This window comes from Streptomyces sp. NPDC038135 (assembly GCF_055601245.1).
The window spans coordinates 322,687-348,277 of sequence record NZ_JBVJXS010000009.1; the positions used below are offsets into that span (position 1 = coordinate 322,687).

A 25,591-nucleotide genomic window follows, 5' to 3' on the forward strand; every position below is an offset into this window, starting at 1 on the left:
TGGGTGATCGAGCTGGAGGGGGTTCCCGAGCTGATCGACCCAGTCATGGTGGCCGCGTTCGAGGGCTGGAACGATGCCGGTGACGCCGCCTCCACGGCGGTCGCGCACCTGGAACGCGAGTGGAAGGGCGAGGTGTTCGCGGCGCTGGACGCCGAGGACTACTACGACTTCCAGGTGAACCGCCCCACGGTGTTCATGGACGGCGGGGTGCGCAAGATCACATGGCCCACGACCAGGCTGTCCGTGGTGCGGGTCGGCGGGGAGAAACCGCGCGACCTGGTGCTGGTCCGGGGCATCGAACCGTCCATGCGCTGGCGGTCGTTCTGCAACGAACTGCTCGGCTTCGCGCACGAGCTGGGCGTGGAGCTGGTGGTCGTCCTGGGCGCCCTGCTCGGCGACACCCCGCACACGCGCCCGGTGCCGGTCAGCGGGGTCACCTCCGACCCCGACCTGGCGCGCCGCATGGACCTGGAGGAGACCAAGTACGAGGGCCCGACGGGCATCGTCGGCGTCCTGCAGGAGGCCTGCACGCACGCCGGCGTGCCGGCGGTGTCGCTGTGGGCGGCGGTGCCGCACTACGTCTCCCAGCCGCCCAACCCGAAGGCCACGCTGGCCCTGCTGAACCGGCTGGAGGACCTGCTGGACCTGCGGATCCCGCAGGGTGAGCTGCCCGAGGACGCGCGTGCCTGGCAGGTGGGCGTGGACCAGCTCGCGGCCGAGGACAGCGAGGTCGCCGAGTACGTGCAGACGCTGGAGGAGGCCCGGGACACCGCCGAGCTGCCGGAGGCGTCCGGCGAGGCGATCGCCCGCGAGTTCGAGCGGTACCTGCGGCGCCGGGACGTCGGCCCGGCGGCGGGCGGGCACGCCACGGCGGACGGCGGCGAGGGCGGCTCGTTCCGCCGGGACACGCCCCGGGACACTCCGGGCGGGCGGGCCCGGCCGCCGAAGCCGGCCAAGCCGGACACGGACGCCCCCGGCGGCGCCGAGACCGACGACGAGGACGGCTCCGAGGACTGAGAAAGGGGCGGTACGCGACTCGCGTACCGCCCCTTCGCCGTCAGGCCGGGCCGGCGCCCGGCCCGGACGGGTGGGTCACAGGGCCACGCCGAGCAGCGCGTCCACGGCCCGGGTGACCAGACCGGGGGCGCCGGTGTCGGTGCCGCCCTCCTGCTGCTGCCGCTCGGCCCAGCGGTCGACGGCGGCGAGCGCGGCGGGCGCGTCGAGGTCGTCGGCGAGGGCCGCGCGGATCTCCTCCACGAGCGCGTCGGCGGACGGGCCGTCGGGCCGGGAGACGGCGGCCCGCCAGCGGCCGAGGCGGTCCTGCGCGTCGCGCAGCACCTGGTCGGTCCACTCCCAGTCGGAGCGGTAGTGGTGGGCGAGCAGGGCCAGCCGGATCGCGGCCGGGTCGACGCCGTCACGGCGCAGCGCGGAGACGAAGACCAGGTTGCCCTTGGACTTCGACATCTTCTCGCCGTGCAGGGCGACCATCCCGGCGTGCACGTACGCCTGGGCCATGGGGAACTCGCCGGTGAGCACCTGGGCGTGCGAGGCGCCCATCTCGTGGTGCGGGAAGGCCAGGTCGGAGCCGCCGCCCTGGACGTCGAAGCCCATGCCCAGGTGGTCGAGGGCGATCGCCACGCACTCGATGTGCCAGCCCGGGCGGCCGCGGCCGAGGCTGCCGCCGTCCCAGCTCGGCTCGCCCTCGCGGGCGGCCATCCACAGCATCGGGTCGAGCGGGTTCTTCTTGCCCGGCCGGTCCGGGTCGCCGCCGCGCTCGGCGGACAGCAGCCGCATCGCGGCCGCGTCCAGGTTCGAGACCTGGCCGAAGTGCGGGTCGGCCTCGACGGAGAAGTAGACGTCGCCGTCGAGTTCGTAGGCGGCGCCGAGCTCACGCAGGCGCTCCACGAGCGGCACGATGCCGGGTATGGCCTCGACGGCGCCTATGTAGTGCCGGGGCGGGAGCATCCGGAGGGCCGTCATGTCCTCGCGGAAGAGGGCGGTCTCCTTCTCGGCGAGGGCGACCCAGTCGACGCCGTCCCGGTCCGCGCGCTCCAGCAGCGGATCGTCGACGTCGGTGACGTTCTGGACGTAGTGGACCTGCCGCTTGGTGTCGAGCCACACGCGCTGAACGAGGTCGAACGCGTTGTAGGTCGCCGCGTGACCCATGTGGGTCGCGTCGTACGGCGTGATGCCGCAGACGTAGATACGGGCGACGGGACCGGGGTCGAGGGTGACGAGGCCGCCGGTCGCGGTGTCGTGGATCCTCAGGTCGCGGCCCTGACCAGGCAGGGCGGGGACCTCGGAAGCGGGCCAGGCATGCATGTACATGAGCCTAACCGGCCGCGAGCTGCGGATACGAACGGGATCGGCCCGGATGGCCGGTTGTGCGTTCTTGCGGTTCGCGCCGTGGTGTGCTCACACCGGCGGCCAGGGGATCGCGGGCCACTCCCCGCCGGGCTCCGGGTGGAGTCCGGTCGCGAGCAGCGCGTCGACACGCGCGCGTGTGGCGTCGATCTCGGCCTGGGTGATCAGCGGGGCCAGCCGCCCGGCGAGGGCACCGTCCTCGGCGAGGGCGCCGCGCAGCGCCCCGAGCACCTGCTTGGCCTCGGCCGTGAGCGGTTCGCCGGCCCAGCCCCACAGCAGGGTGCGCAGCTTGTCCTCGGTGTTGAAGGCGACCCCGTGGTCGATGCCGTAGAGCCGGCCGTCCGCGGTGGGCAGCAGGTGGCCGCCCTTGCGGTCGGCGTTGTTGATCACGGCGTCGAGGACGGCCAGGCGGCGCAGCCGCTTGTCGTCGGCGTGGACGAGCAGCGCGGTGCGGCCCTCGCCGACGTCGGCGAGCCCGATGGCCTTCCAGCCGGGTTCCGGCTCCTCGGCGTCCACGAGGGCGAGCAGCTCCGCCTCGGCGACGACGTCGATCCACAGCTGGCACATGCCCTCGCCGTACGGGCCGTCGCGCAGCACGGTGGGCGGGACCAGGCCCCAGCCGGTGGCCTCGGAGACCTCGTAGGCGGCCACCTCGCGGCCGGCCAGGGTGCCGTCGGGGAAGTCCCACAGCGGGCGCTCGCCGGCCACCGGCTTGTACACGCAGGAGGCTTCCCGGCCGTCGAGGGCGACCGTGCAGAACAGCGCCGCGTTGGACGCCTCGCGGATGCGTCCGCGCACGGACAGCTCACCGCGCGCGAGCAGCTCGGCGGCGCCGTCGTCCGCGGCGGTCACGCTCCGCGGCGGTATCCGTTCTGGCGCGGACATACGTGTCCTTCCGGGTCGAGCGGGAGGCTGCACAGCGGGCACGGCGGCCGCCCGGCGTTGACGACGTCCAGGGCGCGCTTGGCGAAGGCCCTGGCCTGCGCGCCGGTCAGCCGGACCCGCAGCATCGGGGGCCCGTTCTCCTCGTCCTGGAGCAGCCGCTCCTCGGCCTCGGCGAGGTCCTCCTCGGTGTCGGCGTCCAGCTCGACCAGAGCCTGCGCCTCCACGATCATGCGCTGCTCCTCGCCGTCCCAGGCCAGGGCCATGGTGCCGACGCGGAACTCCTCCTCGACGGGGGTGTCCAGCGGGCCGGTGTCGGCGACCTCCGTGGGCGCCACGGCGGGGACGGCGGCGCTGCCGCCGCTGCGCCGGACGACCTCGTCCAGCAGTTCGTCCATGCGCTCGGCGAGCGCGGCGACCTGGGTCTTCTCCAGGGCGACGCTGGTCACCCGGGAGCCTGCGACGGCCTGGAGGAAGAACGTACGGCGTCCGGGCAGCCCGACCGTGCCCGCCACGAAACGGTCCGGCGGGTCGAAGAGGAACACCTGACGGGACACGTCCTGTCTCCATTTGGAATCGGGGATTGCTGCGGGGCGGGCTGGGGCGGGAGCGACGGGGTGGATCGCTTCACCCTACTGCGGGCGACGATCACGGTGCGCCCGCACCGCCACCGACCGGTGCGTCGCCCTCGCCGGACTCCTCGCGCGGGGCGAGCGAGGCGAAGTCGCCGGTGTCGCCGAGGCGGACGAGGAACGGCCTGAGGCGGGTGTAACGGATCGCGGTGACGGAACACGGTTCCACGGAGATCCGCTGGAAGAGGTCGAGATGGAGTCCGAGGGCGTCGGCGACGAGCGACTTGATGATGTCGCCGTGCGAGCACATGAGGTAGACGGCGTCGGCGCCGTGGTCGCGCTCCACGCGCGCGTTCCACTCGCGCACGGCCTCCGCGGCGCGGGTCTGCATGGCCCGCATGGACTCGCCGCCCGGGAAGGCGGCGGCCGTCGGGTGGGCCTGGACGACCTCCATCAGGGGCTCGTCCTTGAGTTCGGCGAGTTTGCGTCCGGACCAGTCGCCGTAGTGGCACTCGCCGATGCGTTCGTCGGTGTGGGCGCGCAGCCCGGGCCGGGCGTCGAGCAGTGGCTGTACGGTCTCCTGGCAGCGCTGCAGGGGGCTCGCGACGACCTCCGCGAGGGGCAGCCCCGCGAGCCGTCCGGGGAGCGCGGCGGCCTGGGCGGCGCCGCGCTCGTCGAGGGCGACTCCCGGCGTCCAGCCGGCGAGCACCCCCGAGGTGTTGGCGGTCGACCGTCCGTGCCTGACGAGGATCAGCGTGGGCATGCGGCCCAGGGTAAGCGCATCAGTGCACGCACTGGTGACCGGCGAAGGGAGAATGCGCTCCGTGATCGTGGACTGCGCCGTGTACCGGCACGGGCACCGTACCGAGGGCCCCGAGGACCTGTCCGACGCGCTGGACGAGGCGCGGGCGGCGGGCGGTTTCGTGTGGATCGGGCTGCACGAGCCGTCGGAGCGGGAGTTCGACCTGGTGACCCGGGAGTTCGGACTGCACCCGCTGGCGGTCGAGGACGCCCTCAAGGCCCATCAGCGGCCCAAGCTGGAGGTGTACGACGACTCGCTCTTCACGGTGCTCAAGCCGGTGGTGTACGAGCCGGAGAGCGACACCGTCTCGGCCGGGGAGGTCATGGTCTTCGTCGGCGACGGCTTCGTGGTGACGGTCCGGCACGGCGCGGGGGCGCCGCTGGCGGCCGTACGGCGCCGTCTGGAGGAGGACCCGGAGATGCTCGGCAAGGGCCCCACCTCCGTGCTGTACGCGATCTCCGACGCCGTCGTGGACCACTACCTGGAGGTGGCGACGGAGCTGCAGACGGACCTGGAGGAGCTGGAGGCGGAGGTGTTCGAGCCGGTGAGCGGCGGTTCGCGGCACACCGCGTCGCGGATCTACGCGTTCAAGCGGCAGGTCCTGGAGTTCCGCCGGGCGACCGGGCCGCTCGCGGTGCCGCTGAGCCGGCTGGCCGGCACCGGACCGCTCGGCGGTGGCGGCGGCGGGGTGCGGTTCGTGGACGACAAGGCGCGGCCGTTCTTCCGGGACGTGAGCGACCACCTCACGCGCGTGAACGAGTCCGTGGAGAGCCTGGACCGGCTGGTGTCGGACATCCTGTCGGCGCACCTGGCGCAGACCAGCGTGCGGCAGAACGACGACATGCGGAAGATCTCCGCCTGGGCGGCCATGGCCGCGGTGCCGACGATGATCGCGGGCGTGTACGGCATGAACTTCGACCACATGCCCGAGCTGCACTGGCTGTGGTCGTACCCGGTGGTGATCGTGGTGATGGCCGTGCTGGAGGTGCTGCTGTACCGGCAGTTCAAGCGGCGCGGCTGGATGTGAGCGGGGCGGGGTCCGGGAGTGGACTTCCGGGTGTCGGTGCGGGCCGTCCGCGAGAAGGAGCGCCGGGGGTCGTAACCACCCGGCCTCCGGTGCGTTGTTCTGCGTGACGGCCGTGGCGGGGAAGACCCCCGAGCCCCCACCACGGCCGCGGAACTCGGCGCGCGGTCCCTATCCGAGACCGGCGCGCTCCAGGGCCTCGCTGCCGGCGCGCAGCGAGGCGATCCGCTCGTCGAGCGTGAAGCCCGCGGGGGCCAGGGACAGGGTGGTGACGCCGGCGGCGGCGTAGGCCTTCATCCGGTCGGCGATGCGGTCCACGGAGCCCAGCAGCGTCGTCTTGTCGATGAGGTCCTGCGGGACCGCGGCCGCGGCGCCCTGCTTGTCGCCGGACAGGTACTTCTCCTGGATCTCGGCGGCCTCCTTCTCGTACCCCATGCGTTGGGCGAGCCGGTTGTAGAAGTTCTGCTTGGCGCTGCCCATGCCGCCGACGTACAGCGCGGTGTAGGGGCGGAAGGTGTCCGCGAGCCGGGCCACGTCCTTGTCGTCGCCGACGGCCAGCGGCAGGGTCGGGCAGATGTCGAACCCGTCGAGGGTCAGGCCGGCCTTCTCCCGCCCGGCGCGCAGGTGCGTGATCGTGGTGTCCTCGAGGTGCTCGGCGGACGGGAAGATCAGCAGGGCGCCGTCGGCGATCTCGCCGGTCTGCTCCAGGTTCTTCGGGCCGATGGCGGCGATGTACAGCGGGATGTGCTCGCGCTGCGGGTGCACGGTCAGCTTGATCGGCTTGCCCGGGCCGCCGGGCAGCGGCAGCGTCCAGTGCTCGCCCTCGAACGACAGCCGCTCGCGGGTCATCGCCCTGCGCACGATCTCGACGTACTCGCGGGTGCGGGCGAGCGGCTTGTCGAACCTGACGCCGTACCAGCCCTCGGAGACCTGCGGGCCGGAGACGCCGAGACCGAGCCGGAAGCGGCCCTGGGACAGCGAGTCCAGGGTCGCCGCGGTCATCGCGGTCATGGCCGGCTGCCGGGCCGGGATCTGGAAGATGGCCGAGCCGACGTCGATGCGCTCGGTCTGGGCGGCGACCCAGCTGAGCACGGTGGCCGCGTCCGAGCCGTACGCCTCGGCGGCCCAGCACACGGCGTAGCCCAGCCGCTCGGCCTCCTGCGCGACGGCCAGATTGTCCGCGTCCATCCCGGCACCCCAGTAGCCGAGGTTGATCCCGAGCTGCATGGCCGAATCCCCTTACCCATGAGTAACGTCCGTTGGCTGCGACCTTAGCGAGCCGGGGGCGTCCCCGCACAGCCCCCCGCCCGCCGCCGCCCGCCGCGCCGGCGCCGGCGCGGCCCGGGAATCCGGGCGCCGACCGGGCCGGACCGGGTTGTCCACAGGCAACCCACGGCACCAGTTCCGGCCAGTAATCTCGCGCACATGGAGCAGAGGCATCTCGGCCGGACCGGCCTGCGCGTGTCCCGGATCGGACTCGGCACCCTCACCTGGGGCCGGGACACCGACGAGCACGACGCCGCGGACATGCTGAAGACCTTCTGGGAGGCCGGCGGCACCCTCGTGGACACCGCGGACGTGTACGCGGACGGCGAGGCGGAGTACCTGCTCGGGCGGCTCATGGACGGCCTGGTGCCCCGCCGGGACCTGGTGATCTCCACCAAGGCGGGCAGCGTCGCGGACCCGGACCGCCGCGTCGACGGCTCCCGCGGCCATCTGCTCGCCGCTCTCGACGCCTCCCTCGCGCGCCTCGGCACCGACCACGTCGACCTGTGGCAGATCCACGCCTTCGATCCCGGCACCCCGCTGGAGGAGACCCTGCAGGCCCTCGACCTGGCGGTGAGCAGCGGCCGGGCCCGGTACGTGGGCGTCGCCGACTTCTGCGGCTGGCAGCTCGCCAAGGCGGCCACCTGGCAGCTCGCCGCGCCGGGCCGCACCCGGCTGGCCGGCACGCAGCTCGAGTACTCGCTGCTCCAGCGCGGCGCCGAGCGGGAGGTGCTGCCCGCCGCGCTCGACCTGGGCGTCGGTCTGCTGCCGTCCTCCCCGCTGGGCCGAGGTGTGCTCACCGGCAAGTACCGGCACACCACTCCGGCGGACTCGCGCGGCGCCTCCGAACACCTCGCGCCGTTCGTCGAGCCGTACCTCGACGACACCGCCTCCCACATCGTGGACGCCGTCGCGACGGCCGCGGACGGGCTCGCGGTCACCCCGCTGCAGGTGGCTCTCGCCTGGGTCAGGGACCGGCCCGGGGTGGCCGCCCCGGTCGTCGGCGCGCGCAACGCGCAGCAGCTCACGGCCGCTCTGTCAGTGGAGGCGCTTAGTCTTCCTGACGAGATCTGCCGGGCGCTGGACGATGTGTCGGCGCCCGTGCACCGCTATCCCGATCACGACTGGAGCACGCTGTGAGCACGGAGCCGGAGACCACGGAGGACACCGGGCCCGAGGGCCCGGACGCCCCGGAGAGCCCGGACACGGAGCGGACCCCCGAGCAGGGCGCGGCGGCCGGCGACGACCCCGGGGGCACGGGCGCGGAGCCCGCGGGCGAGGCGGGCGAGGCGGGCGACGCGAAACTGTCCGAGGCGGAGGCGGAGCTGGCCGCGCAGCGGTTGGAGCGGGAGCGGATCGAGCGGCGCAAGGCCGAGCGGACGGCGCCCATCGCGAGCGGCACCGCGCTCAGCGGGAAGGCGGCGGACCTGCTCGCCGCGGTCCGGGCGGTGGAGAGCGGCGAGCGGCCGGCCGCGGCGGCGTTCGCCGAGCCCGCGCCGGCCCCCCGCCGCCCGGCGCCCGAGCCGGTCCGGCGGCCGCAGCCCGTCCCGGTCCCGGCGCCCGCCGCGGCCGGGCCCGCACCCGAGGCCGTGGAGGAAGTGCGGCGGGTGCTCGCCGAGGGCGGGGCGCCCGAGGCCCTGGCCGCGCAGGTGGCGGCGGCACTCGGCGAGGGCGCCGGAGCCGCGCTGCGCGAGGACCCCTGGCAGCTGCTGCGGATCGGCGGGGTGCGGCCGGAGCAGGCCGACGGGTTCGCGCGGGCGCTGCTCGGCCCGGAGTGCGGCCCGGACGACGAGCGGCGGGGCCGCGCGGTGACCGTCTGGCTGCTGGAGCAGGCGGCGCTGGCCGGGCACACCGCGCTGGAGCTGACGGCGCTCACCACGGCCCTGGCGCAGCGCGGCGTGCCGGACCCGGACGCGGCGGTGCAGGGCACGATCGCCGAGGCGGAGGCGCTGCTCTTCCAGGACGCCCTGGAGGAGCCGGGCGCCCCGGCCCCCCGGGAGGAGGACGGCGAGGAGGAGGAGCGCCCGGTCCGGGTCCTCGCCGGTCTCGAGCGGTACGCGCTCGCCGAGGAGAGCCTCGCGGACGGGCTGGCCCGGCTGGTGAACTCGCTGCCCAAGGAGGCCGCCGGGCCCTGGGAGGCGGTCGCCGCCGGAGCGTCCGGCTCGGCGGCCGAACTGGCCCGCGCGGTCGCCGGGCACGCCCTGGTGCTGCACACCGGCGGCGAGGCGGCTCGCGCCGAACCGGCCGCGCTGCTCGGCGCGGCCCGGGCCGCCGGGCTGCGTGCCTTCGCCGTCTGCCACACCCCGGAGGGGCGTCGCCGTCTCGCCGGTCTGCTCGGCGACGCGGAGGACGCCCCGGCTGCCGGCACGGTCGCCGGTGTCCTCTCCGGGGCCGAGGGGCCCGGCCGGGACGCGGAGGGCGCGCTGGACCTGGATCTGCTGATCGTGCTGGACGCGCCCCAGCTCGACGTGGAGAGCGGCGCGATGCTGGTGGAGTCGCTGCCCGACGGGGCCCGGCTGGTGCTCAGCGGCGACCCGTCGGTGCTGTGGTCGGCCGGGCCGGGCCGGGTCTTCGCCGATCTGCTGGCCGCCCGCGCCTGCCCGGTGCTCGCCTCCCGGACCCCGGACCCCGGCCCGCTGGGCGAGTTGGTCTCCGGCATCGGGGCGGGCGAGCTGAACCAGGTGGAGGCGCCCGGCAAGGAGATCGTCATCGTTCCGGTGCGGGACGCGGGCGAGGCGGTGCACCGGACGGTGCAGCTGGTCGCGGACTCGGTGCCGCGGGCGATCGGGGTGCCGCCCGAGCAGACGGTGGTGATCACCCCGGGACACGGCGGCGCCGCCGGCACCCGGGCCCTGAACACCGCACTGAAGGAACGCCTCAACCCGGGGCCCGGCCGCTTCGGCGGTTTCGACCCCGGCGACCGGATCGCCTACTCCCCCGCACCGGGCCGCACGGTGCCGGGCCGCGTGGTGGACGCCGACGCCGAGGGGCTGCGTCTGGAGTGCGCGGGCGAGCCCGTCGTCGTACCCCGGGAGCGGGTGGAGCAGTCGGTGCGGCACGGCTGGGCGCTGACCGCGCACCAGACGGTGGGCGGCCGCTGGCCGGCCGCGGTGGTGGTCCTGCCCGGGGACGCCGCGCAGACCCTCAGCAGATCCTGGGTGTACACGGCCTTCGGCCGGGCCGAGCGGCATCTGTCGGTGGTGCACGGTGTGGAGCAGGCGCTGCCGAGGGCCGTGGCGGAGGGCCATGCCAAGCCCCGGACGACCCGCCTGCAGACGCTGCTGCGCGCCCAGGTCCCCGCGGCGGGCTGACCGGCCCGCCGCCCCCGGCGGTGCCATACGGGCGGGCGGTCCGGGCGGCGCCGCCGGGCCGGGTCACCGTTCGGCGTCCAGCGGCTCCAGATCGTCGTCGTCGCCGTCCAGTTCGTCGTCGGCGTCCAGCTCGTCGAGGCCCTCGTCTTCGATCCCGTCGTCCTCGTGGTCCTCGTCGTCGTCCTCGTGGTCCTCGTCGAACACCGCGCTGACGTCGAACCGGCACAGCACCCGCTCCGGGTCGACCTCGTCGAACGGGGCCTCCAGCCACTCACCGGGTTCGGCCGGCTCGTCCGCGGCGGTGACCCACAGCGTGGAGTCGCCCTCCTCCAGGCCGAACTCCTTGTGCCGGGAGGCGATCTCGTCCGGTTCGAACTCGCCGAAGAGGACCCCGAGCGCCCCGGGGACGGTGGCGGCGGCCTCTTCGTTCGCGGCCTCGGCGTCGTCGTAATCCGCCGCCTCGACCCGCTGGGCCTGCGCCAGCAGCCGCTGGGGCTCGGCCACGGAGTAGTCGCGGCGGATCAGCACGCTGACGGCGTTCGGCTCCCCGGGGCCCGCGTACGGGGGCAGCGACTCCTCCGCACCGGGGATCTCGAACGGCGTGACCTCGTCGTAGCGGTCGTAGAGCAGCTCGTCGTACGTCTCGGCGGCCGAGGCCAGCTCGTTGAAGGCCTCGTAGACGGCCTGGTCGTCCTCCCCCGTCCTGCGTTCGACCGCGGCCAGGTGACGGTCGAGCGCGGTCTTGACCACCTCGACGGCGGCGCGTACCTCGGCAGCGGTGGGCTGCGCAGCATCAGACATAGTGCAGACGCTATCCGTACCGGGCACCAGCCCGCACAATAGATGCGATGCCGGAATACGAATTTGTCGACGTGTACGTGCCTCGCGGGGTGTCCCGCAAGGACGCCACGCGTCTGCTGACGGACCATGCAGAGTACGGACACTGGGAGTTGGACCGACTGAGCCTGCTGCGCGACGGCAGCCGCAAGGTGCGGTTGCGCCGGCGGATCATCCGCCAGGCGCGGGCCACGTGGTGAGGCAGGACGACGCATGAACAACGGAGCGGGCCCCGCCGGGACGGCGGGGCCCGCTCCGGTTTCCACGGCCTCTCGGCCACGGTGTACCGGTCCCGGCGTTCCGGCTAGGCGGCCCGGGCCTTGCGGTACAGGACCGCGCCCGCGAGCAGCGCGCCCGCGCCGGCCGGCAGCGCGAGCCCGAGCGGCACCTCGCTTCCGGTGTGGGCGAGTTGACCGCCGCCCACGGACTGCTGCGAGCCGCCCTGGGCGCTGACCTGGGACGAACCGTGCGGGGTCCGGCCGGTGTCGGTGGGCGGAGTGGCCGGCGTGCCCGGGTGGCCGGGGGTGCCAGGCGTATGGGGGTTGCCCGGGTGGCCGGGGTGGCTCGGGTGGCCGGGGTGGCCCGGGTGACCGGGGTGGCCCGGGTGACCCGGAGTACCGGGGTTGCCCGGTTGCCCCGGGTTGCCGGGCGGGTTGTGGTGGCCGCCGCCGTTGGCGCAGTCGTTGCCCTTGGCGGCGTTGCCGACGCCCACGACGTTGACGCTGTTGCCGCACACGTTCACCGGGACGTCGACCGGCACCTGGACGGTGTTGCCGGAGCCGACGCCGGGCGAGTGGTCGCTGCGGCCGCTCGCGTGGGAGCCGCCGTGACCGCCCGAGCCGCTGCCGCCGTGGTTGGCGCACGCGTTGCCCGCGGCCGGGTTGAGGAGCCCGATCACGTTCACGGTGTTGCCGCAGACGTTCACCGGTACGTGCACCGGCGCCTGCACGGTGTTGCCGGACAGCACGCCGGGCGAACCGGTGGCGGAGCCGGCCGCGCCGGCGTCGGCGTGTGCGTAGCCGCTCGCGGCGGCGATCACGCCGGTGGCGGCGGCCATGGTCATAAGACCCTTGCGGGTGCTCTGTCGCATAACGGAATTCCCCCCTGCCTTCGAAGATCTCTGCACCCTCCGCGAAAGGGAATTCGCGGAGAAAGGCCGGTCGGCCCCGGAGCGCATGGCTCGCGCTCCGGGGCCGACGGCTCGTAAAGGACGCCCCTCGGGGAGTCGGCGTCAGTCGTTGACGCAGGCGTTGCCGAAGGCGGGGTTCAGGAGCCCGATCACGTCGACCGTGTTGCCGCAGACGTTCACCGGAACGTGGACGGGCACCTGGACGACGTTGCCGGAGACGACGCCCGGCGAGTGCGTGGCGGCACCCTGGGCACCCGAGTCGGCGACGGCCAGGCCCGCCCCCGCGAGAACCAGACCACCGGTGGCGGCCGCGGCAGCGACGACCTTCTTGATCATTTATTCCTCCTAGTTGACAATGCGATCCCAAGGTGCGGGGATCACATCACCTGTAACGAGGAGGGGTTAATGGGGCTACGAGCTTATCGTCGCATTCACTCTTCTCAGTCGATCTCGCACAGCCGCCCGATTACCTCGGCCCAGGACGTCACGACGCGTCGATGAACCGGTCGAGCACCCGGACGCCGAATTTCAGCCCGTCCACCGGCACCCGCTCGTCCACGCCGTGGAACATGCCGGCGAAGTCCAGCTCCGGCGGCAGCTTCAGCGGCGCGAAACCGAAGCCGCGGATGCCGAGGTCGTCGAAGGACTTGGCGTCGGTGCCGCCGGAGAGCATGTAGGGGATCGCCTTGGCGGTCGGGTCCTCGGCGAGCAGCGCGGACTGCATCGCCTCGACCAGCGCGCCGTCGAAGGTGGTCTCGACCGCCTTGTCGGCGTGCACGTCCTCGCGGCGGACGTTCGGCCCGAGGAGCCGGTCGAGGTCGCCGAGGAACTCCTCCTCGTGCCCCGGCAGGAACCGGCCGTCGATGTGCGCGGTGGCCTCGCCGGGGATGACGTTGACCTTGTAGCCGGCGTCGAGCTGGGTGGGGTTGGCGGTGTTGGAGAGGGTCGCGCCGATCAGCTTGGCGATGCCGCCGAGCTTGGCGAGGGTGGCCTCCATGTTCTCCGGGTCCAGCTCGGTGCCGAGGGCGTCGCCGAGCTCGTCCAGGAAGGCCCGGGTGGTCTTGGTGACCCGGACCGGGAACTTGTGCCGGCCGACCCGGGCGACGGCCTCGGACAGCTCGGTGATGGCGTTGTCGCGGTGGATCATCGACCCGTGACCGGCGGTGCCGGCCACGGTCAGCTTCATCCAGTGCATGCCCTTCTCGGCCGTCTGGATCAGGTAGAGCCGCCGCTGCTCGTTCACCGTGAACGAGAAACCGCCCACCTCGCTGATCGCCTCGGTGACGCCCTCGAACAGGCCGGGGTGGTTGTCCACCAGGTGCCGCGCGCCGTACGTGCCGCCCGCCTCCTCGTCGGCGAGGAAGGCCACCACGATGTCACGCGGGGGCCGGCGTCCGCTCCTGAGCCGGTCGCGCACGACCGCGAGGGTCATGGCGTCCATGTCCTTCATGTCGACGGCCCCGCGCCCCCACACGCACCCGTCGGCGATCTCGCCGGAGAACGGGTCGTGGGTCCAGTCGGCGGCGTTGGCCGGCACGACGTCCAGGTGGCCGTGGATCAGCAGCGCGGGCCGGGACGGGTCCTCCCCCGCGATGCGGGCCACGGTGGAGGCGCGGCCGGGGTGCGACTCGAAGATCTCCGGCTCCAGCCCGACCTCGGCGAGCTTCTCGGCGACGTACTCGGCCGCGGCCCGTTCGCCGGGCCCCGAGTGGTCGCCGTAGTTGCTGGTGTCGAACCGGATCAGCTCGCGGCAGAGGTCCACGACCTCGTCCTCGCCGGTGACGCCCCTGGCCGTGTCCGTCTCGCTCACGCTGATTCCTCCCACTGTCACTGCTGGTGGTCCCGTCCATCCTCCCCCCGGCCCCGCCCCGCGCCCAAGAGCGGGCCCGATCCGTCACACGCCGTTCGCGCCGGGCGGGCCGCGGGGACGGGGTGTGATCGGCCACCCCCGAAAGCCTGGTAGTGTTTCCTTCGTCGCCGCGGGGGAAACCCCGCACGACAGACACCTTGTCCGGGTGGCGGAATGGCAGACGCGCTAGCTTGAGGTGCTAGTGCCCTTTATCGGGCGTGGGGGTTCAAGTCCCCCCTCGGACACCAGTGAGGCCCTCGCTCCGCGGGGGCCTTTCGCATGCCCTGGAAGCGGCCCGGCTGCTCGTCAGCGGGGCGCGGTGGCGTGCAGGGGCCGTGCGGTGAGGGTGCCGTCGTCCCGCTGCTCGACGCGGGTGCCGAGGTCGCGGCCGCACCGGTCGAGCACGGTGCGCAGCCAGGCGGTGTCCTCGGCGGAGGCGTGTTCCAGGCGCATCCGGCGGGCCCGCAGGGGCACCATGCGCAGGCGGGTCAGCCGGCCGGTGCCCTCCTCGACGGTCACCAGGTACAGCAGGCGCAGGTCGTCCCGGTAGCGCTCGTAGCCGCTGATGCCCTCGTAGTCGTCGACGAGGTCGCCGCAGCCGTACAGGACGAGCCGGCCCCGGTACACCTCGGGTACCCGCGGGTGGTGGGACGAGTGGCCGTGGACGACGTCCACTCCGGCGTCGACCAGGTCATGGGCGAAGCGGATCTCGCCGCGGGGGATCCCGTATCCCCAGTTGGGGCCCCAGTGGATCGAGGCGACGACGAGGTCGCCGGGCCGCCGGAGCCGGCCCAGGCAGTCGGCGAAGGCGGCCGCGCCGGCCGGGGTCGGTGCCGGGATCAGCGCCACTCCGGGGCCGTCCGCGGTGGCGGCCCAGCCGTGCGGGATACCGCTGGAGGGCATCCCGAAGGAGAAGACGAGGACGCGTCCGCCCGACCTCAGGGGCACGGCGGCGGGCCGCCAGGCCGCGACCGCGTCGAGGCCCGCTCCGGCCGTGCGCAGGCCGGCCCCGGCCAGGCTGTCGAGGGTCTCCGCCAGACCGGGGGGCCCGAAGTCGAGCACGTGGTTGTTGGCCAGGGCGCAGACGTCGGGGCGGGCCGCGGCGAGGCAGGACAGGTTGGCGGGGTTCATCCGGTAGTGGACGGCCTTGCCGGGCGCGAAGTCGCCGTCCTGGGTGACGGCGGTCTCCAGGTTGATCACGCGTACGTCGGGCGCGGCCCGGTCCAGGCAGGGCAGTGCCTCGCCCCACGGCCAGGCCGGGGCCACCGGGCGGGGTATCGGGCCGTTCGCGGCCTCGGCGAGGGCGACGTAGTCCCGGGCGTCGCGGACGTAGTCCTCCCGCAGGGCGGGGTCGCCGGGGTGCGGAAGGATCTGGTCGACGCCCCGGCCGAGCATGACGTCACCGGCGAGGAAGAGGGTGACGGCGCCCTCGCGCATGGCCCGGGCCTACACGTGGGCCGGGGCCATGTGGTCGGTGAACCAGTCGCGGGCCAGTTCGGTCACCCGCTCCAGCGTGCCGGGCTCCTCGAAGAGGTGGGTGGCGCCGGGCACCACCTCGAGCCGGCTCTCGCAGCGCATCGCGGCCCGCGCCTCCCGGTTGAGTTCGAGCACCTGCCGGTCGGCGCCGCCCACGATGAGCAGGGTGGGCGCGCTCACCTCGGGCAGCCGGGGGCCGGCGAGGTCGGGGCGGCCGCCGCGGGAGACGACGGCGGCGGGGCGCGTGGCCGGTTCGGCGGCGGCCCACAGGGCGGCGGCCGCGCCGGTGCTGGCGCCGAAGTAGCCCACCGCGAGCCCTTCGGCGTCGGGTTCCTCGCGCAGCCACCGGGTGACGTCGCGGAGCCGGCCGGCCAGCAGCGCGATGTCGAAGACGTTGGTCCGGTCGCGCTCCTCGTCCTCGGTGAGGAGGTCGAAGAGGAGGGTGCCGAGTCCGGCCTCGTTCAGTCCGCCGGCGACGAACCGGTTGCGGGGGCTGTGCCGGCCGCTGCCGCTGCCGTGGGCGAAGGCGACCACTCCGGTCGCGCCCGCGGGCAGGGTGAGCCGGCCGCGCAGCCGGACGGCTCCGGCGGCGATCTCCGCCTCCCGGTCCTCGGGGCCGGTGCCGGCGAAGCGTTCGTGGCGGTGGGCCGTCTGCCGCAGCCAGGCGGTGACCTCGTCGTCGGCGACCTGGGTGAAGTCGCCGTAGAACTGGCCGATCGCGTAGAAGTCGGCCGGGGTGGCCAGGCAGACCAGGTCGTCGGCCTCCCCGGTGAGCCGGTGCGGGAAGTCCCAGGGTGCGACGGGGACCGCGAGCACGATCCGGGCGGCGCCCCGGGCCCGGGCGATCCGGCAGGCGACGCGCGCGGTGGAGCCGGTGGCCACGCCGTCGTCGACGATGACGGCGGTCCGCCCGGCGACGCCGGCCGGCCGGCGGTCGCCGCGGTAGCGGGCGGCGCGCTGGGCCAGGACGGCGCGCTCGTGCGCCTCGACCCGGTCCAGCTCGGCCGCGGACACCCCGCTGCCGCGCAGCACCTGCTGGTTGATGACGCGGACGCCGTCCTCGCCGATGGCGCCCATGCCCAGCTCGGGCTGGCTGGGGACGCCCAGCTTGCGGACCAGGCAGACGTCCAGCGGGGCGTCGAGGGCCTCGGCGACCTGCGCGCCGACGGGGACGCCGCCCCGGGGCAGGCCGAGCACCACGACGTCCTGGCCCCTCAGGTACTCGAGGCGCGCGCCGAGGCGCCGTCCCGCCTCGATCCGGTCGGTGAAGAGCACGGTGGGCCCCCTCACTTCATTCCCGGGACAGCCAGAGCGGCGCGGGGGCCTCCCGGTCGTTCGCGCCCATGTCCTTCATGTCGCCCGCGGCCGCGCGCAGCAGCACCCGGCCCATGGCGATCAGCGCGCGTCCGGCGGCGAGTTCGTCGCCGATGTCGGGCACCGCCGTGTCGTAGGGGTTGCGGCGGGCCTCGGCGTGGCTCTCCAGGACGTTGTCTCCGGTGTCCAGGACGATCCGGGCGGTGGTGTCCGGGTCGTGTTCGGACAGGTAGAGGTTCAGCCGCCATTCCTTGACGGACGGAGGACGGCTGCTCAGGGGTCGAGTCATGGTCCGTCTCTCCTCACTGCGCTGCGAGGCCGACGGGGCGCGCCGGCGCGCGTCACCCCTTCCACTGTGCACCGGACGGGCGGGTGCCGCACCGGCGGCGGAGCGGGGCGGCGGCCCGGGCAGAATGAGGTGCATGACCTCGCGCGCCTGCCCCTGCGGGCTCCCTCTGTCCTACGACGCCTGCTGCGGCCGTTTCCACTCCGGGCCGGCCACCGCGCCGACCGCCGAGGCGCTGATGCGGTCGCGGTACAGCGCGTTCGTCCGGGGGGACGCGGCCTACCTGCTGCGGACCTGGCATCCGCGGACCCGGCCCGAGCGGCTGGAGCTGGATCCGCGGATGAGGTGGACGGGCCTGGAGATCCTGGAGACCGGGGAGGGTTCGGCGTTCCACCGCGCGGGGACGGTGACCTTCCGCGCCTCCTACCGGGGCGGTTCGCTGCACGAGCGGAGCCGGTTCGAGCGGGTGGACGGGGCGTGGGTGTACGTCGACGGGGACTTCCTCGACTGACCCCGGCCGGTGCGGGCGGTCCGGGCGCGTGCCGGGGGCGTCAGGGCGCGAGGATGTCCAGTTCCTGGAGGGCGCCCTCGGTGATCTCCCGGGTGAGCCGTTCGGCGCGGGCGCGGTCGCCTTCGCGGACCGCCTCGGCGACCTGGACGTGCAGGGTGACGGCCGCCGGGTCGGGGTCCTCGAACATCACCTCGTGATGGGTGCGCCCGGCCAGCACCTCGGCGACGACGTCGCCGAGGCGGGCGAACATCTCGTTGCCGGAGGCGGTGAGGATGACCCGGTGGAAGGCGATGTCGTGGACCAGGTAGTCCTGGAGCCGGTGTCCGCGCGAGTTGGCCACCATCCCGAGGGCGCACTCGGTGAGTTCGGCGCACTGCTCGGGTGTGGCGTGGCCGGCGGCGAGGCCGGCGGCCACCGGTTCGACGGCGGAGCGGAGCACGGTCAGTGAGCGCAGCTGGTGCGGGCGGTCGGCGCCCGCCAGACGCCACCGGATGACCTGCGGGTCGTAGACGTTCCACTCGCACTTGGGGCGGACGGTGACGCCGACCCGGCGGCGGGACTCGACCAGGTGCATGGATTCCAGCACGCGGACGGCCTCGCGCATCACGGAGCGTGAGACCTCGAAGTGCTGTGCCAGCTCGTCGGTGCGCAGCACGCTGCCCGGCGGATACTCACCCGCGGTGATCGCGGGACCGAGGGTGTCCAGTACGCGGCCGTGCAGCCCTCGGCCCGGTGTGCTCATGGACTCAGCGTACGGCCTGGATCACGGAGACAAAAAGTCAGACTTATACGTCACACACTCTTGAATTCGTCGTACCTAATGGGTTTCAGTGTGGCGACGCCGAAGTGGCGTCGGATGTCGAGGAAGACAGCGAGGCAGTCATGCGCACCCCCCAGGTCGTCGTCGTGATGGGCGTCGCCGGGACGGGCAAGACCACGATCGGTCCGTTGCTCGCCGCCCGGCTGGGTGTCCCCTACGCCGAGGGCGACGACTTCCACCCGCGGGCCAACATCGAGAAGATGACGGCCGGCGTTCCGCTCGAGGATGCCGACCGGTGGCCGTGGCTGGAGGCCATCGGGCACTGGGCGCACGGGCGGGCCGGACTCGGCGGTGTGGTCAGCAGCTCGGCCCTGAAGCGGTCGTACCGCGACCGGCTCAGGTCCGTCGCTCCGGGAGTGGTGTTCCTCCACCTCACGGGCGACCGCGAGCTGATCGAGGACCGGATGTCGCACCGGCAGGGTCACTTCATGCCGACGGCGCTGCTGGACTCCCAGTTCGCCACGCTGCAGCCGCTCGAGCCGGACGAGGCCGGAGCGGCCGTGGACGTCGGCGGCAGCCCCGAGGAGATCACCGCACGCGCCGTGCGGGCCCTCGACGCGCTTTCCGAGACCTCCGAGTAACACCTCACCCCCGTCCCCCGTACCTGCAAGGGAACCCCCGTGACCAGACTCAGCGTCGAGATGCTGGCAGCGGACGCACCTCCGCCGATCACCTCCGCCGGCCATGCCCAGCTCGGCATCGCCGTCCTGGTGGGCATCGCCGTCATCGTGCTGCTCATCACCAAGTTCAAGCTCCATGCCTTCCTGTCGCTGACCATCGGGTCACTGGTGCTCGGCGCGGTCGCCGGCGCCCCGCTGGACAAGGCCATCGTCAGTTTCACCACCGGGCTCGGCAGCACCGTGGCCGGCGTGGGCGTCCTGATCGCGCTCGGGGCGATCCTGGGCAAGCTCCTCGCCGACTCCGGCGGCGCCGACCAGCTCGTCGACACGATCCTCGCCAAGGCGGGCGGCCGGTCGATGCCGTGGGCGATGGTGCTGATCGCGTCCGTGATCGGTCTGCCGCTGTTCTTCGAGGTCGGCATCGTCCTGCTGATCCCCGTCGTGCTGATGGTCGCCAAGCGCGGCAACTACTCCCTCATGCGCATCGGCATCCCGGCGCTCGCCGGTCTGTCCGTGATGCACGGCCTGATCCCGCCGCACCCCGGCCCGCTCGTCGCGATCGACGCGGTCAAGGCCAACCTGGGCGTCACGCTGGCGCTCGGCATCCTGGTCGCCATCCCCACGGTGATCATCGCCGGTCCGGTCTTCTCGCGGTTCGCCGCCCGCTGGGTGGACGTCCCCGCTCCCGAGCGGATGATCCCGCAGCGCCCGTCCGAGGAGCTGGAGCGCCGTCCGGGCTTCGGCCCGACGCTGGCCACCGTGCTGCTCCCCGTGGTGCTGATGCTGGCCAAGGCGCTGGTGGACATCGTGGTGGACGACACCGCGAACATGACGCAGCGCGTCTTCGACGTCGTCGGCTCCCCGCTGATCGCGCTGCTCGCCGCCGTCATCGTCGGCTTCTTCACGCTGGGCCGGCCCGCCGGGTTCAGCAAGGGCCGGCTGCAGCAGACGGTGGAGAAGGGCCTGATGCCGATCGCCGGCATCCTGCTGATCGTGGGCGCGGGCGGCGGCTTCAAGCAGACGCTGATCGACTGCGGGGTGGGCCAGATGATCCTGGACATCTCCAAGGACTGGTCGATCCCGGCGCTGCTGCTGGCCTGGCTGATCGCGGTCGCGATCCGGCTGGCCACCGGCTCGGCGACGGTGGCGACGGTCTCGGCGGCCGGTCTGGTCGCGCCCCTCGCAGCCGACATGTCGACCACCCACGCCGCTCTGCTGGTCCTCGCCATCGGCGCCGGCTCGCTCTTCTTCAGCCATGTCAACGACGCCGGTTTCTGGCTGGTGAAGGAGTACTTCGGGCTGAGCGTCGGCCAGACGGTGAAGACCTGGTCGGTGATGGAGACGATCATCTCGGTGGTCGCGGGCGGGCTGGTCCTGCTGCTGTCACTCGTCATATAGACGCGCGGCGACCGAAGGCGCCCCGCGCGGGCGCCGAGAACGCCGCTCACCCCCTCCCCGTGCGCCGAGGAGGGGGTGAGTCGTGTCTCAGGGGCGCCACAGCGGGTGTTCCCGCTCGGCCCAGCGCCTGCTCACCGTGCCGGTCCGCAGCCCGCGCCGCGCCTCCGGATCGCCGAGCGCCATGCCGATGTGCCCGGCCAGCACCACGCCGATCGTCAGGGCGAGCCAGTCGTGCACGAATGTCGCCGAGGTCCGCCAGACCAGCGGGGTGAAGTGGGTGAACCACATCATCAGGCCGGTGCCGAGCATGACCAGCGTGGCCCCGGCGATCCAGGCCGCGTAGACCTTCTGGCCGGCGTTGAACTTGCCCGCCGGCCGGGAGGAGCGGCGCTTGTCCCGGCTCAGCGCGGCCCACAGCCAGACGCGGTCGTGCGGGCCGAAGCGGTTGAGGAAGCGCAGGTCGGCGCGGAACGCGCGGGAGGCGAGGCCCAGCAGCACGGGGACGGGCAGGGCGAGCCCGGCGCACTCGTGGATCCGGACGACCAGTTCGCGGCGGCCGACGAGCACGGCGAGCTGCGGGATGTAGAGGCAGGCCGCGGTGAGCACGCACACGCCCATCAGCGCGGCGGTGCCGCGGTGCACCCAGCGCTGGGCCGGGCCGAAGCGGCGGACGCGGGAGTCCGGCGGCGCGGGGGTGTCAGCTCGTAGGCTCATCGGTCCGTCCGTTCGACCGGCCGACCCAGGCGTCGACGTCGTAGCCGAGCCGCTCCCAGTAACCGGGCTGGACGCGGTCGGTCACGGTGATGCCGGAGAGCCACTTCGCGGACTTGTAGAAGTACATGGGCGCGACGTAGAGGCGGACGGGGCCGCCGTGGTCGTGGCCGATGTCCTTGTCCTGCATGCGCAGCGCGACCAGGACGTCCCGGCGGCGGGCCTGCTCCAGGGTGAGGCTCTCGGCGTAGGTGCCGTCGAAGCAGGTGAAACGGACCGCCCGGCCGGCGGCCCGGACTCCGGCCGCGTCCAGCAGCCGGGAGAGGGGGACGCCTTCGAAGGGGGTGCCCGGGACCCGCCAGCCGGTGACGCACTGGACGTCCCTGACCAGCCGGGTCTGCGGCAGCGCACGCAGGTCGGCGAGGGTGTAGGCGCGCGGGTGGTCGACCAGGCCGTCGACGGTGAGCCGGTAGTCGGCGGGGCTCTTGTGCGGGACGGACGCGGCCACCGAGTAGTAGCGGAAGCCGCCGCCGTTGGGCAGCAGGCCGGTCAGGCCGGTCGGGTCGTTGCCGGAGAGGCCGCCGAGGACGCCCTCCAGGCCGCGCTGCACCACCGGTGCGGTGGCGACGCCCAGCGCTCCGAGCGCGAGGGTGCCGAGGAAGACGCGGCGGCCGACGGGCCGGCCCTGGGCGCCGGGGTCCTCGGGCTGTTCGGGGTTCACGTGTTCATTCGAGCACCTGCGGCCGGGGCGGGGCCAGCCCGTGCGGGCCCCGGTCAGAGTTCCGTAATGACTTCCCGTCCCTGTGCGGGAGCGCTCCCGCCGCGCGGGCGCGGGTCCCCGCCCAGCACGCGGGCGCGGGCCGCGCGGAAGGCCGGCCCCGGCTCGCGGTGCAGGTACGACCAGGGGACGGCGGTGGCGTGCCGGCCGATGCGGCGGAACAGGGCCGCCGCCTCGGCCGGGCGGCCGGCGCAGGACATCGCGAAGGCCAGGTGGTTGAGGTCGGTGTGGCGGCGGGGGTGCTCGTCGTGCTCCCACTCCAGCCACCACTCGAAGGCCGCCCGCAGCACACCGCGGGCCCGGGGGCCCGACCAGTGCCCGCTGCCGGACGGGTCGGCGGGGGCCAGGCCGGTGGCGGCCAGGACGCGGTAGCGCTCGGCGTACGCCACGACCGGGAGGACGGCCAGCGGGGAGTCGGCGGGAGCCTCGGCGGCGGCCCGCTCGGCGAGGTCGTACACCTCGTGGGACTCGGCCCGGCCGCCCTGGGGCCGCTCGGCGAGCCGGGCGACCAGCAGATGGTGGGCGTGGTGGTGTTCGGGGTGGCGTTCGCGCAGTTCGGCGAAGGCGCGCAGCAGTTCGCGCTCGGGGCCGAGGACGCGCGCGAGCTGGACCAGGCCGAGCCAGGGCGTGGGGTCGGCGGGGGCCAGGGCGGCGGCGGCGCGGCAGGCGGCGCGGGCCCGGTCGGGGCTCTCCTTGCCGCGTAAGGACCGCCGGACCAGCGCCAGGGCGTACAGGGCGGCGGCGTCGGGCGAGTCCGGCTCGGCGAGCAGCCAGTCCTGGGCCCAGGCGGCGGCGTACGGCGCGCCGGCGAGCACGGTGAGGCGATGGCCGCGGCGGTCCCAGTCGTCGCCGGTGCGCAGCAGCAGGGCGCGGGTCGCCTGCCGCCGGCCCTGGGCCAGCGCGGCGCGGGCGGCGAGGAGTCCGGCGTCGTCCAGGGCCTCGTCGAAGAGGCCCTGGTCCTCCGGGGCGGTGTCGCCCGGCTGGTCCGGGTGGGCACGGCGGGCGCCGAGCAGGGACGGGGTTGGGGGCACCGCGGGACTTCCTGTTTCTCGGGCTGCCATCGACCGATCACGCACAGCAAACCCTCAGCCTTGGTTTGCGTCAAGCGGAACCGGAGTGTTGCCCTCTTCAACCAGCTTGTGACGGTGGGCACTTGAGGCACGGACCCGCTGGTCGCCGCCGGATCCGGGGGACGTGCGGACGGGACGGTGTGGCGTACGCCATGGCACGGCGTCGAGGGGACGCTACAGTCGGCCACCAGGGCCTGTCCGGCCGGATGATCGAGGTACGCAGCGTGTCCGTTCTGGTTCTCCTGCTCGCCGTGAGCGCCGCCGCCTGTGTGGGCTTCGGTTTCGTCCTCCAGCAGAGCGTCGCGCAGCAGGCACCGCTCAGCGACTTCCTGTCGTTCCGGCTGCTGCTGGACCTGATGCGGGTGCGGCGCTGGCTGGGCGGCATCGCCCTGATGGTGGCCGGCATGGTGCTCGGCGCCGTCGCCCTCGGCAAGGGCGAGATCTCGCTGGTCGAACCGCTGCTCGCGACGAACCTCCTGTTCGCGCTCGCCCTGTCGCGGCTGCGGACCGGCAGGTCGCTCGGCCGTCAGGGCTGGGCCGGGCTCGGGCTGCTCGCGGGCGGCGTGAGCGCGTTCATCGTGGCGGGCGAGCCGCGCGCCGGCAGCGCCGTCACCGACCCGGTGCGGCACTGGCTGATCATCGGCACGATGCTCGGCGCGGCCCTGCTGCTCACCACCTGCGCCAAGCGGTCCCGGCTGGACGGCGGCCCGGTGCTGCTGGCCACCGCCGCCGGGCTGCTCTACGGCGTGCAGGACGCGCTGACCCGGATCTGCGGCACCCGCTTCGCGGCCGGCGGCTTCCCGGAGCTGCTCACCGGCTGGCAGCCGTACGGGGTGCTGGCGCTGGGCGTCACCGGGCTGGTGCTGGTGCAGAGCGCGTTCGAGACGGCCGAGCTGCGGATGTCCCTGCCGGCGCTCACCGCGGCCCAGCCGCTGGCGGGGATCCTGTGCGGGGTGGGCTTCCTCGGCGACCGGCTGCGCACCGACACCGGCGCGCTGGCCTGGGAGGCGGCGGGGCTCGCGGCGATCGTCGCGGGCATCGTGCTGCTCGGGCTGCACCCGGCGATGCCGTCCGGCACCGCGGCGTCCGAGCGGGCCCGGGACCTCCAGGCGCGCTGAGCCCGCGTGCCGGGCCTGCTTGGATACGGGCATGAATCCTGCTGACGAGATCCTCGACATCGTCGACGAGAACGACCAGGTGGTCGCGCGGGTCCCGCGCGGCGAGGCGTACGCCAGGGGCCTGCGCCACCGGTGCGTCTTCGTCCAGGCCCGGGACGCGGCCGGGCGCCTGTTCGTGCACCGCCGTACCCCCACCAAGCTGGTCTTCCCCTCCCTGTACGACATGTTCGTCGGCGGTGTGGTGGGCGCGGGCGAGTCCTACGACGCGGCGGCGCTGCGCGAGGCCGAGGAGGAACTGGGTGTGTCGGGGCTGCCCCGGCCGGAGTTCCTCTTCAGGTTCCTCTACGACGACGGGGCCGGGAAGAGCTGGTGGTCGGCGGTGTACGAGGTGCAGTGCGAGCTTCCGGTGCGGCCCCAGGCCGAGGAGGTGCAGTGGCACGACTTCCTGTCCGAGGAGGAGGTGCAGCGGCGGCTCGGCGAGTGGGAGTGGGTGCCGGACGGCTTGGCGGCCTACGAGCGGCTGCGGGCGTTCCGGTCGGCCGGGTGACGCGCCGGTAGGGTCCTTGGCGTGAGTGAGTTCGTACGCAACGTCCGGCTCTGGTTCGCCCCGGAGCGGGTGCGCGAAGAGGGCGGCACGCCCGACTACCGGTTCTCGCTGGCCAACGAGCGCACGTTCCTGGCCTGGCTGCGGACCGCGCTCGCGCTGATCGGCGGCGGATTCGCGGTGGACCAGTTCCTGCCGGACCTGCGCTGGGCGTGGCGGGTGGGCCTCGCGCTCGCGCTGCTCGGCGCGGGGGTGCTGTGCTCGCTGCGCGCGGTGAACCACTTCGTGCGCTGCGAACGGGCGATGCGGCGGGGCGAGGACCTGCCGGCCTCCCGGTTCCCGGCGGTGCTGAGCCTGGTCGTGGCAGTGGTGGCGGTCGCGATGGTCGTGGTGGTGCTGGCCGGGTGGGCGGGGTGAGCGCGGCCGGCCGGGATCCGGGACTCCAGCCGGAGCGGACCCGGCTGGCCTGGCGGCGTACGACGCTGTCGGCCGCCGTGGCCGCCGTGCTCGCGGTGCGGGCCGCGCTGCACGGCGGGGCGTCGGCCGCCGCGGTCGTCGGATGCGCGCTGTGCTGCGTGCTCTGGCTGGGCTTCCTGTGGGTGGCCCACCACCGCATCCGCGCCCTGGCGGCCGGGGCCCGGCCGCCCGCGCTCGCGCCGCGGCACGCGACGGCGGCCGCGCTGTGCGCGGTGGCGATGGCCGTGTGCGCGGTCGCGCTGCTGGTCTGAGCGGGCGGCCCCGGCTCGCCCGGGGAACGCCGCTGCGGGGGCCAGGAGGCGCCCTCGGTGTCCCGGCTGGGGGCTAGGAGGCGCCCTGGGCGTCCCGGCCTGGGTCCAGACGGCGCCCTCGGTGTCCCGGCCTGGGGCTAGGAGGCGCCCTCGGTGTCCCGGCCCGGGTCCAGACAGCGCC

The 25,591-nt window shown here is 74.1% G+C and carries 28 protein-coding genes and 1 tRNA gene; 13 read left to right on the forward strand and 16 right to left on the reverse strand.

From position 1 onward, the window contains the following. The first annotated feature begins 3 nt into the window (after positions 1-3). On the forward strand, positions 4-1,017 hold the full coding sequence (locus ACZ7JA_RS26565) for a PAC2 family protein (RefSeq protein ID WP_470810761.1): 1,014 nt from the start codon (positions 4-6) through the stop codon (positions 1,015-1,017). A 75-nt stretch (positions 1,018-1,092) separates the two neighbouring features. On the opposite strand, the gene mshC is transcribed toward ACZ7JA_RS26565, so the two are convergent. From mshC to ACZ7JA_RS26585, 4 genes are all read right to left on the reverse strand, one after another. Then, positions 1,093-2,322, reverse strand: coding sequence for a cysteine--1-D-myo-inosityl 2-amino-2-deoxy-alpha-D-glucopyranoside ligase (mshC, locus tag ACZ7JA_RS26570; protein WP_393439217.1), 1,230 nt, complete (start codon positions 2,320-2,322; stop codon positions 1,093-1,095). Positions 2,323-2,415: 93 nt separating this feature from the next. Then, positions 2,416-3,249 (reverse strand): SCO1664 family protein, encoded by an 834-nt coding sequence (locus tag ACZ7JA_RS26575; protein WP_470810765.1) that lies wholly within the window; start codon positions 3,247-3,249, stop codon positions 2,416-2,418. Then, positions 3,213-3,803, reverse strand: coding sequence for a DUF3090 domain-containing protein (locus ACZ7JA_RS26580; RefSeq protein ID WP_199209942.1), 591 nt, complete (start codon positions 3,801-3,803; stop codon positions 3,213-3,215). Before ACZ7JA_RS26580 ends, ACZ7JA_RS26575 begins: the two co-directional genes overlap by 37 nt. 91 nt (positions 3,804-3,894) lie before the next feature. Continuing rightward, positions 3,895-4,581, reverse strand: coding sequence for a histidine phosphatase family protein (locus ACZ7JA_RS26585; RefSeq protein ID WP_351664148.1), 687 nt, complete (start codon positions 4,579-4,581; stop codon positions 3,895-3,897). A 61-nt stretch (positions 4,582-4,642) separates the two neighbouring features. Here ACZ7JA_RS26585 and corA point away from each other — a divergent pair, with 61 nt between their 5' ends. Next, on the forward strand, positions 4,643-5,647 hold the full coding sequence (gene corA, locus ACZ7JA_RS26590; protein ID WP_389304671.1) for a magnesium/cobalt transporter CorA: 1,005 nt from the start codon (positions 4,643-4,645) through the stop codon (positions 5,645-5,647). A 168-nt stretch (positions 5,648-5,815) separates the two neighbouring features. Here corA and ACZ7JA_RS26595 read toward each other — a convergent pair whose 3' ends face one another. After that, positions 5,816-6,871 (reverse strand): LLM class F420-dependent oxidoreductase, encoded by a 1,056-nt coding sequence (locus ACZ7JA_RS26595; protein WP_351664151.1) that lies wholly within the window; start codon positions 6,869-6,871, stop codon positions 5,816-5,818. A gap of 198 nt (positions 6,872-7,069) precedes the next feature. On the opposite strand from ACZ7JA_RS26595, the gene ACZ7JA_RS26600 reads away from it, so the two are divergent. Further along, positions 7,070-8,050, forward strand: a complete 981-nt coding sequence (locus tag ACZ7JA_RS26600; protein WP_351664153.1) for an aldo/keto reductase — start codon at positions 7,070-7,072, stop codon at positions 8,048-8,050. Beyond that, positions 8,047-10,221 carry a helix-hairpin-helix domain-containing protein gene (locus ACZ7JA_RS26605; RefSeq protein WP_470810770.1) on the forward strand — a complete coding sequence of 725 codons (2,175 nt, stop codon included), beginning with the start codon at positions 8,047-8,049 and terminating at the stop codon, positions 10,219-10,221. The genes ACZ7JA_RS26600 and ACZ7JA_RS26605 overlap by 4 nt, the downstream gene beginning before the upstream one ends. A gap of 63 nt (positions 10,222-10,284) precedes the next feature. Here ACZ7JA_RS26605 and ACZ7JA_RS26610 read toward each other — a convergent pair whose 3' ends face one another. Next, positions 10,285-11,022, reverse strand: a complete 738-nt coding sequence (locus ACZ7JA_RS26610; RefSeq protein WP_470810772.1) for a hypothetical protein — start codon at positions 11,020-11,022, stop codon at positions 10,285-10,287. 47 nt (positions 11,023-11,069) lie between these two features. Here ACZ7JA_RS26610 and ACZ7JA_RS26615 point away from each other — a divergent pair, with 47 nt between their 5' ends. Then, complete coding sequence (locus ACZ7JA_RS26615) at positions 11,070-11,258, forward strand: DUF5703 family protein (RefSeq protein ID WP_351664159.1); 189 nt, start codon at positions 11,070-11,072, stop codon at positions 11,256-11,258. Positions 11,259-11,362: 104 nt separating this feature from the next. Here the strand turns inward: ACZ7JA_RS26615 and ACZ7JA_RS26620 are convergent, their stop codons facing one another. The 3 genes from ACZ7JA_RS26620 to ACZ7JA_RS26630 form a co-directional block, all read right to left on the reverse strand. Beyond that, complete coding sequence (locus ACZ7JA_RS26620; protein WP_470810774.1) at positions 11,363-12,148, reverse strand: chaplin; 786 nt, start codon at positions 12,146-12,148, stop codon at positions 11,363-11,365. Positions 12,149-12,289: 141 nt separating this feature from the next. Then, a complete protein-coding gene (gene chpH / locus ACZ7JA_RS26625) occupies positions 12,290-12,523 on the reverse strand; it encodes a chaplin ChpH (RefSeq protein ID WP_351671168.1) in 234 nt (77 codons plus the stop codon). A gap of 148 nt (positions 12,524-12,671) precedes the next feature. Continuing rightward, on the reverse strand, positions 12,672-13,997 hold the full coding sequence (locus ACZ7JA_RS26630) for a M20/M25/M40 family metallo-hydrolase (RefSeq protein WP_351671164.1): 1,326 nt from the start codon (positions 13,995-13,997) through the stop codon (positions 12,672-12,674). Between the two features lie 199 nt (positions 13,998-14,196). Between ACZ7JA_RS26630 and ACZ7JA_RS26635 the strand changes: the two genes are divergently transcribed. Beyond that, positions 14,197-14,284 (forward strand) — tRNA-Leu (locus ACZ7JA_RS26635). A 58-nt stretch (positions 14,285-14,342) separates the two neighbouring features. Here the strand turns inward: ACZ7JA_RS26635 and ACZ7JA_RS26640 are convergent. Genes ACZ7JA_RS26640 through ACZ7JA_RS26650 form a run of 3 tightly spaced genes read right to left on the reverse strand, consistent with a single transcriptional unit; the run spans position 14,343 to position 17,115 of the window. Beyond that, on the reverse strand, positions 14,343-15,473 hold the full coding sequence (locus tag ACZ7JA_RS26640; protein WP_351671161.1) for a CapA family protein: 1,131 nt from the start codon (positions 15,471-15,473) through the stop codon (positions 14,343-14,345). 9 nt (positions 15,474-15,482) lie between these two features. Next, a complete protein-coding gene (locus tag ACZ7JA_RS26645) occupies positions 15,483-16,787 on the reverse strand; it encodes a phosphoribosyltransferase family protein (RefSeq protein ID WP_351671158.1) in 1,305 nt (434 codons plus the stop codon). A gap of 16 nt (positions 16,788-16,803) precedes the next feature. Next, on the reverse strand, positions 16,804-17,115 hold the full coding sequence (locus ACZ7JA_RS26650; protein ID WP_351671155.1) for a dsRBD fold-containing protein: 312 nt from the start codon (positions 17,113-17,115) through the stop codon (positions 16,804-16,806). 133 nt (positions 17,116-17,248) lie between these two features. Here ACZ7JA_RS26650 and ACZ7JA_RS26655 point away from each other — a divergent pair, with 133 nt between their 5' ends. Then, a complete protein-coding gene (locus ACZ7JA_RS26655; protein ID WP_351671152.1) occupies positions 17,249-17,623 on the forward strand; it encodes a YchJ family protein in 375 nt (124 codons plus the stop codon). Between the two features lie 40 nt (positions 17,624-17,663). Here the strand turns inward: ACZ7JA_RS26655 and ACZ7JA_RS26660 are convergent, their stop codons facing one another. Further along, positions 17,664-18,365: a FadR/GntR family transcriptional regulator gene (locus tag ACZ7JA_RS26660; RefSeq protein ID WP_351671149.1), complete on the reverse strand. Its 702-nt coding sequence runs from the start codon at positions 18,363-18,365 to the stop codon at positions 17,664-17,666. A 140-nt stretch (positions 18,366-18,505) separates the two neighbouring features. On the opposite strand from ACZ7JA_RS26660, the gene ACZ7JA_RS26665 reads away from it, so the two are divergent. Together ACZ7JA_RS26665 and ACZ7JA_RS26670 are read left to right on the forward strand one after the other, a co-directional pair. After that, positions 18,506-19,024, forward strand: a complete 519-nt coding sequence (locus ACZ7JA_RS26665) for a gluconokinase (RefSeq protein ID WP_351671146.1) — start codon at positions 18,506-18,508, stop codon at positions 19,022-19,024. Positions 19,025-19,063: 39 nt separating this feature from the next. Continuing rightward, positions 19,064-20,461 carry a GntP family permease gene (locus tag ACZ7JA_RS26670; RefSeq protein WP_351671144.1) on the forward strand — a complete coding sequence of 466 codons (1,398 nt, stop codon included), beginning with the start codon at positions 19,064-19,066 and terminating at the stop codon, positions 20,459-20,461. A gap of 87 nt (positions 20,462-20,548) precedes the next feature. Here ACZ7JA_RS26670 and ACZ7JA_RS26675 read toward each other — a convergent pair whose 3' ends face one another. Genes ACZ7JA_RS26675 through ACZ7JA_RS26685 form a run of 3 tightly spaced genes read right to left on the reverse strand, consistent with a single transcriptional unit; the run spans position 20,549 to position 22,981 of the window. Further along, a complete protein-coding gene (locus ACZ7JA_RS26675; protein ID WP_351671142.1) occupies positions 20,549-21,175 on the reverse strand; it encodes a cytochrome b/b6 domain-containing protein in 627 nt (208 codons plus the stop codon). Then, complete coding sequence (locus ACZ7JA_RS26680) at positions 21,159-21,893, reverse strand: molybdopterin-dependent oxidoreductase (protein WP_450743682.1); 735 nt, start codon at positions 21,891-21,893, stop codon at positions 21,159-21,161. Before ACZ7JA_RS26680 ends, ACZ7JA_RS26675 begins: the two co-directional genes overlap by 17 nt. A gap of 53 nt (positions 21,894-21,946) precedes the next feature. Further along, the gene (locus tag ACZ7JA_RS26685; protein WP_470810780.1) at positions 21,947-22,981 is read right to left on the reverse strand and encodes a hypothetical protein; all 1,035 of its coding nucleotides are present in this window, start codon (positions 22,979-22,981) and stop codon (positions 21,947-21,949) included. Positions 22,982-23,226: 245 nt separating this feature from the next. Between ACZ7JA_RS26685 and ACZ7JA_RS26690 the strand changes: the two genes are divergently transcribed. Genes ACZ7JA_RS26690 through ACZ7JA_RS26705 form a run of 4 tightly spaced genes read left to right on the forward strand, consistent with a single transcriptional unit; the run spans position 23,227 to position 25,410 of the window. Further along, positions 23,227-24,138 (forward strand): DMT family transporter, encoded by a 912-nt coding sequence (locus tag ACZ7JA_RS26690; protein WP_389448711.1) that lies wholly within the window; start codon positions 23,227-23,229, stop codon positions 24,136-24,138. A 31-nt stretch (positions 24,139-24,169) separates the two neighbouring features. After that, positions 24,170-24,685, forward strand: coding sequence for an NUDIX hydrolase (locus tag ACZ7JA_RS26695; RefSeq protein WP_351671136.1), 516 nt, complete (start codon positions 24,170-24,172; stop codon positions 24,683-24,685). A gap of 21 nt (positions 24,686-24,706) precedes the next feature. After that, positions 24,707-25,099 (forward strand): YidH family protein, encoded by a 393-nt coding sequence (locus ACZ7JA_RS26700; protein ID WP_351671134.1) that lies wholly within the window; start codon positions 24,707-24,709, stop codon positions 25,097-25,099. Beyond that, the gene (locus ACZ7JA_RS26705; protein WP_351671132.1) at positions 25,087-25,410 is read left to right on the forward strand and encodes a DUF202 domain-containing protein; all 324 of its coding nucleotides are present in this window, start codon (positions 25,087-25,089) and stop codon (positions 25,408-25,410) included. The genes ACZ7JA_RS26700 and ACZ7JA_RS26705 overlap by 13 nt, the downstream gene beginning before the upstream one ends. The last annotated feature ends 181 nt before the right edge of the window (positions 25,411-25,591 follow it).

Excerpts from the sequence above, each read along its gene's own strand:
- mshC (WP_393439217.1), bottom strand. The coding sequence starts at position 2,322 with ATGCATGCCTGGCCCGCTTCCGAGGTCCCCGCCCTGCCTGGTCAGGGC.
- ACZ7JA_RS26575 (WP_470810765.1), bottom strand. The coding sequence starts at position 3,249 with ATGTCCGCGCCAGAACGGATACCGCCGCGGAGCGTGACCGCCGCGGAC.
- ACZ7JA_RS26585 (WP_351664148.1), bottom strand. The coding sequence starts at position 4,581 with ATGCCCACGCTGATCCTCGTCAGGCACGGACGGTCGACCGCCAACACC.
- ACZ7JA_RS26595 (WP_351664151.1), bottom strand. The coding sequence starts at position 6,871 with ATGCAGCTCGGGATCAACCTCGGCTACTGGGGTGCCGGGATGGACGCG.
- ACZ7JA_RS26600 (WP_351664153.1), top strand. The coding sequence starts at position 7,070 with ATGGAGCAGAGGCATCTCGGCCGGACCGGCCTGCGCGTGTCCCGGATC.
- ACZ7JA_RS26610 (WP_470810772.1), bottom strand. The coding sequence starts at position 11,022 with ATGTCTGATGCTGCGCAGCCCACCGCTGCCGAGGTACGCGCCGCCGTC.
- ACZ7JA_RS26615 (WP_351664159.1), top strand. The coding sequence starts at position 11,070 with ATGCCGGAATACGAATTTGTCGACGTGTACGTGCCTCGCGGGGTGTCC.
- ACZ7JA_RS26620 (WP_470810774.1), bottom strand. The coding sequence starts at position 12,148 with ATGCGACAGAGCACCCGCAAGGGTCTTATGACCATGGCCGCCGCCACC.
- chpH (WP_351671168.1), bottom strand. The coding sequence starts at position 12,523 with ATGATCAAGAAGGTCGTCGCTGCCGCGGCCGCCACCGGTGGTCTGGTT.
- ACZ7JA_RS26640 (WP_351671161.1), bottom strand. The coding sequence starts at position 15,473 with ATGCGCGAGGGCGCCGTCACCCTCTTCCTCGCCGGTGACGTCATGCTC.
- ACZ7JA_RS26650 (WP_351671155.1), bottom strand. The coding sequence starts at position 17,115 with ATGACTCGACCCCTGAGCAGCCGTCCTCCGTCCGTCAAGGAATGGCGG.
- ACZ7JA_RS26655 (WP_351671152.1), top strand. The coding sequence starts at position 17,249 with ATGACCTCGCGCGCCTGCCCCTGCGGGCTCCCTCTGTCCTACGACGCC.
- ACZ7JA_RS26660 (WP_351671149.1), bottom strand. The coding sequence starts at position 18,365 with ATGAGCACACCGGGCCGAGGGCTGCACGGCCGCGTACTGGACACCCTC.
- ACZ7JA_RS26665 (WP_351671146.1), top strand. The coding sequence starts at position 18,506 with ATGCGCACCCCCCAGGTCGTCGTCGTGATGGGCGTCGCCGGGACGGGC.
- ACZ7JA_RS26675 (WP_351671142.1), bottom strand. The coding sequence starts at position 21,175 with ATGAGCCTACGAGCTGACACCCCCGCGCCGCCGGACTCCCGCGTCCGC.
- ACZ7JA_RS26690 (WP_389448711.1), top strand. The coding sequence starts at position 23,227 with ATGATCGAGGTACGCAGCGTGTCCGTTCTGGTTCTCCTGCTCGCCGTG.
- ACZ7JA_RS26695 (WP_351671136.1), top strand. The coding sequence starts at position 24,170 with ATGAATCCTGCTGACGAGATCCTCGACATCGTCGACGAGAACGACCAG.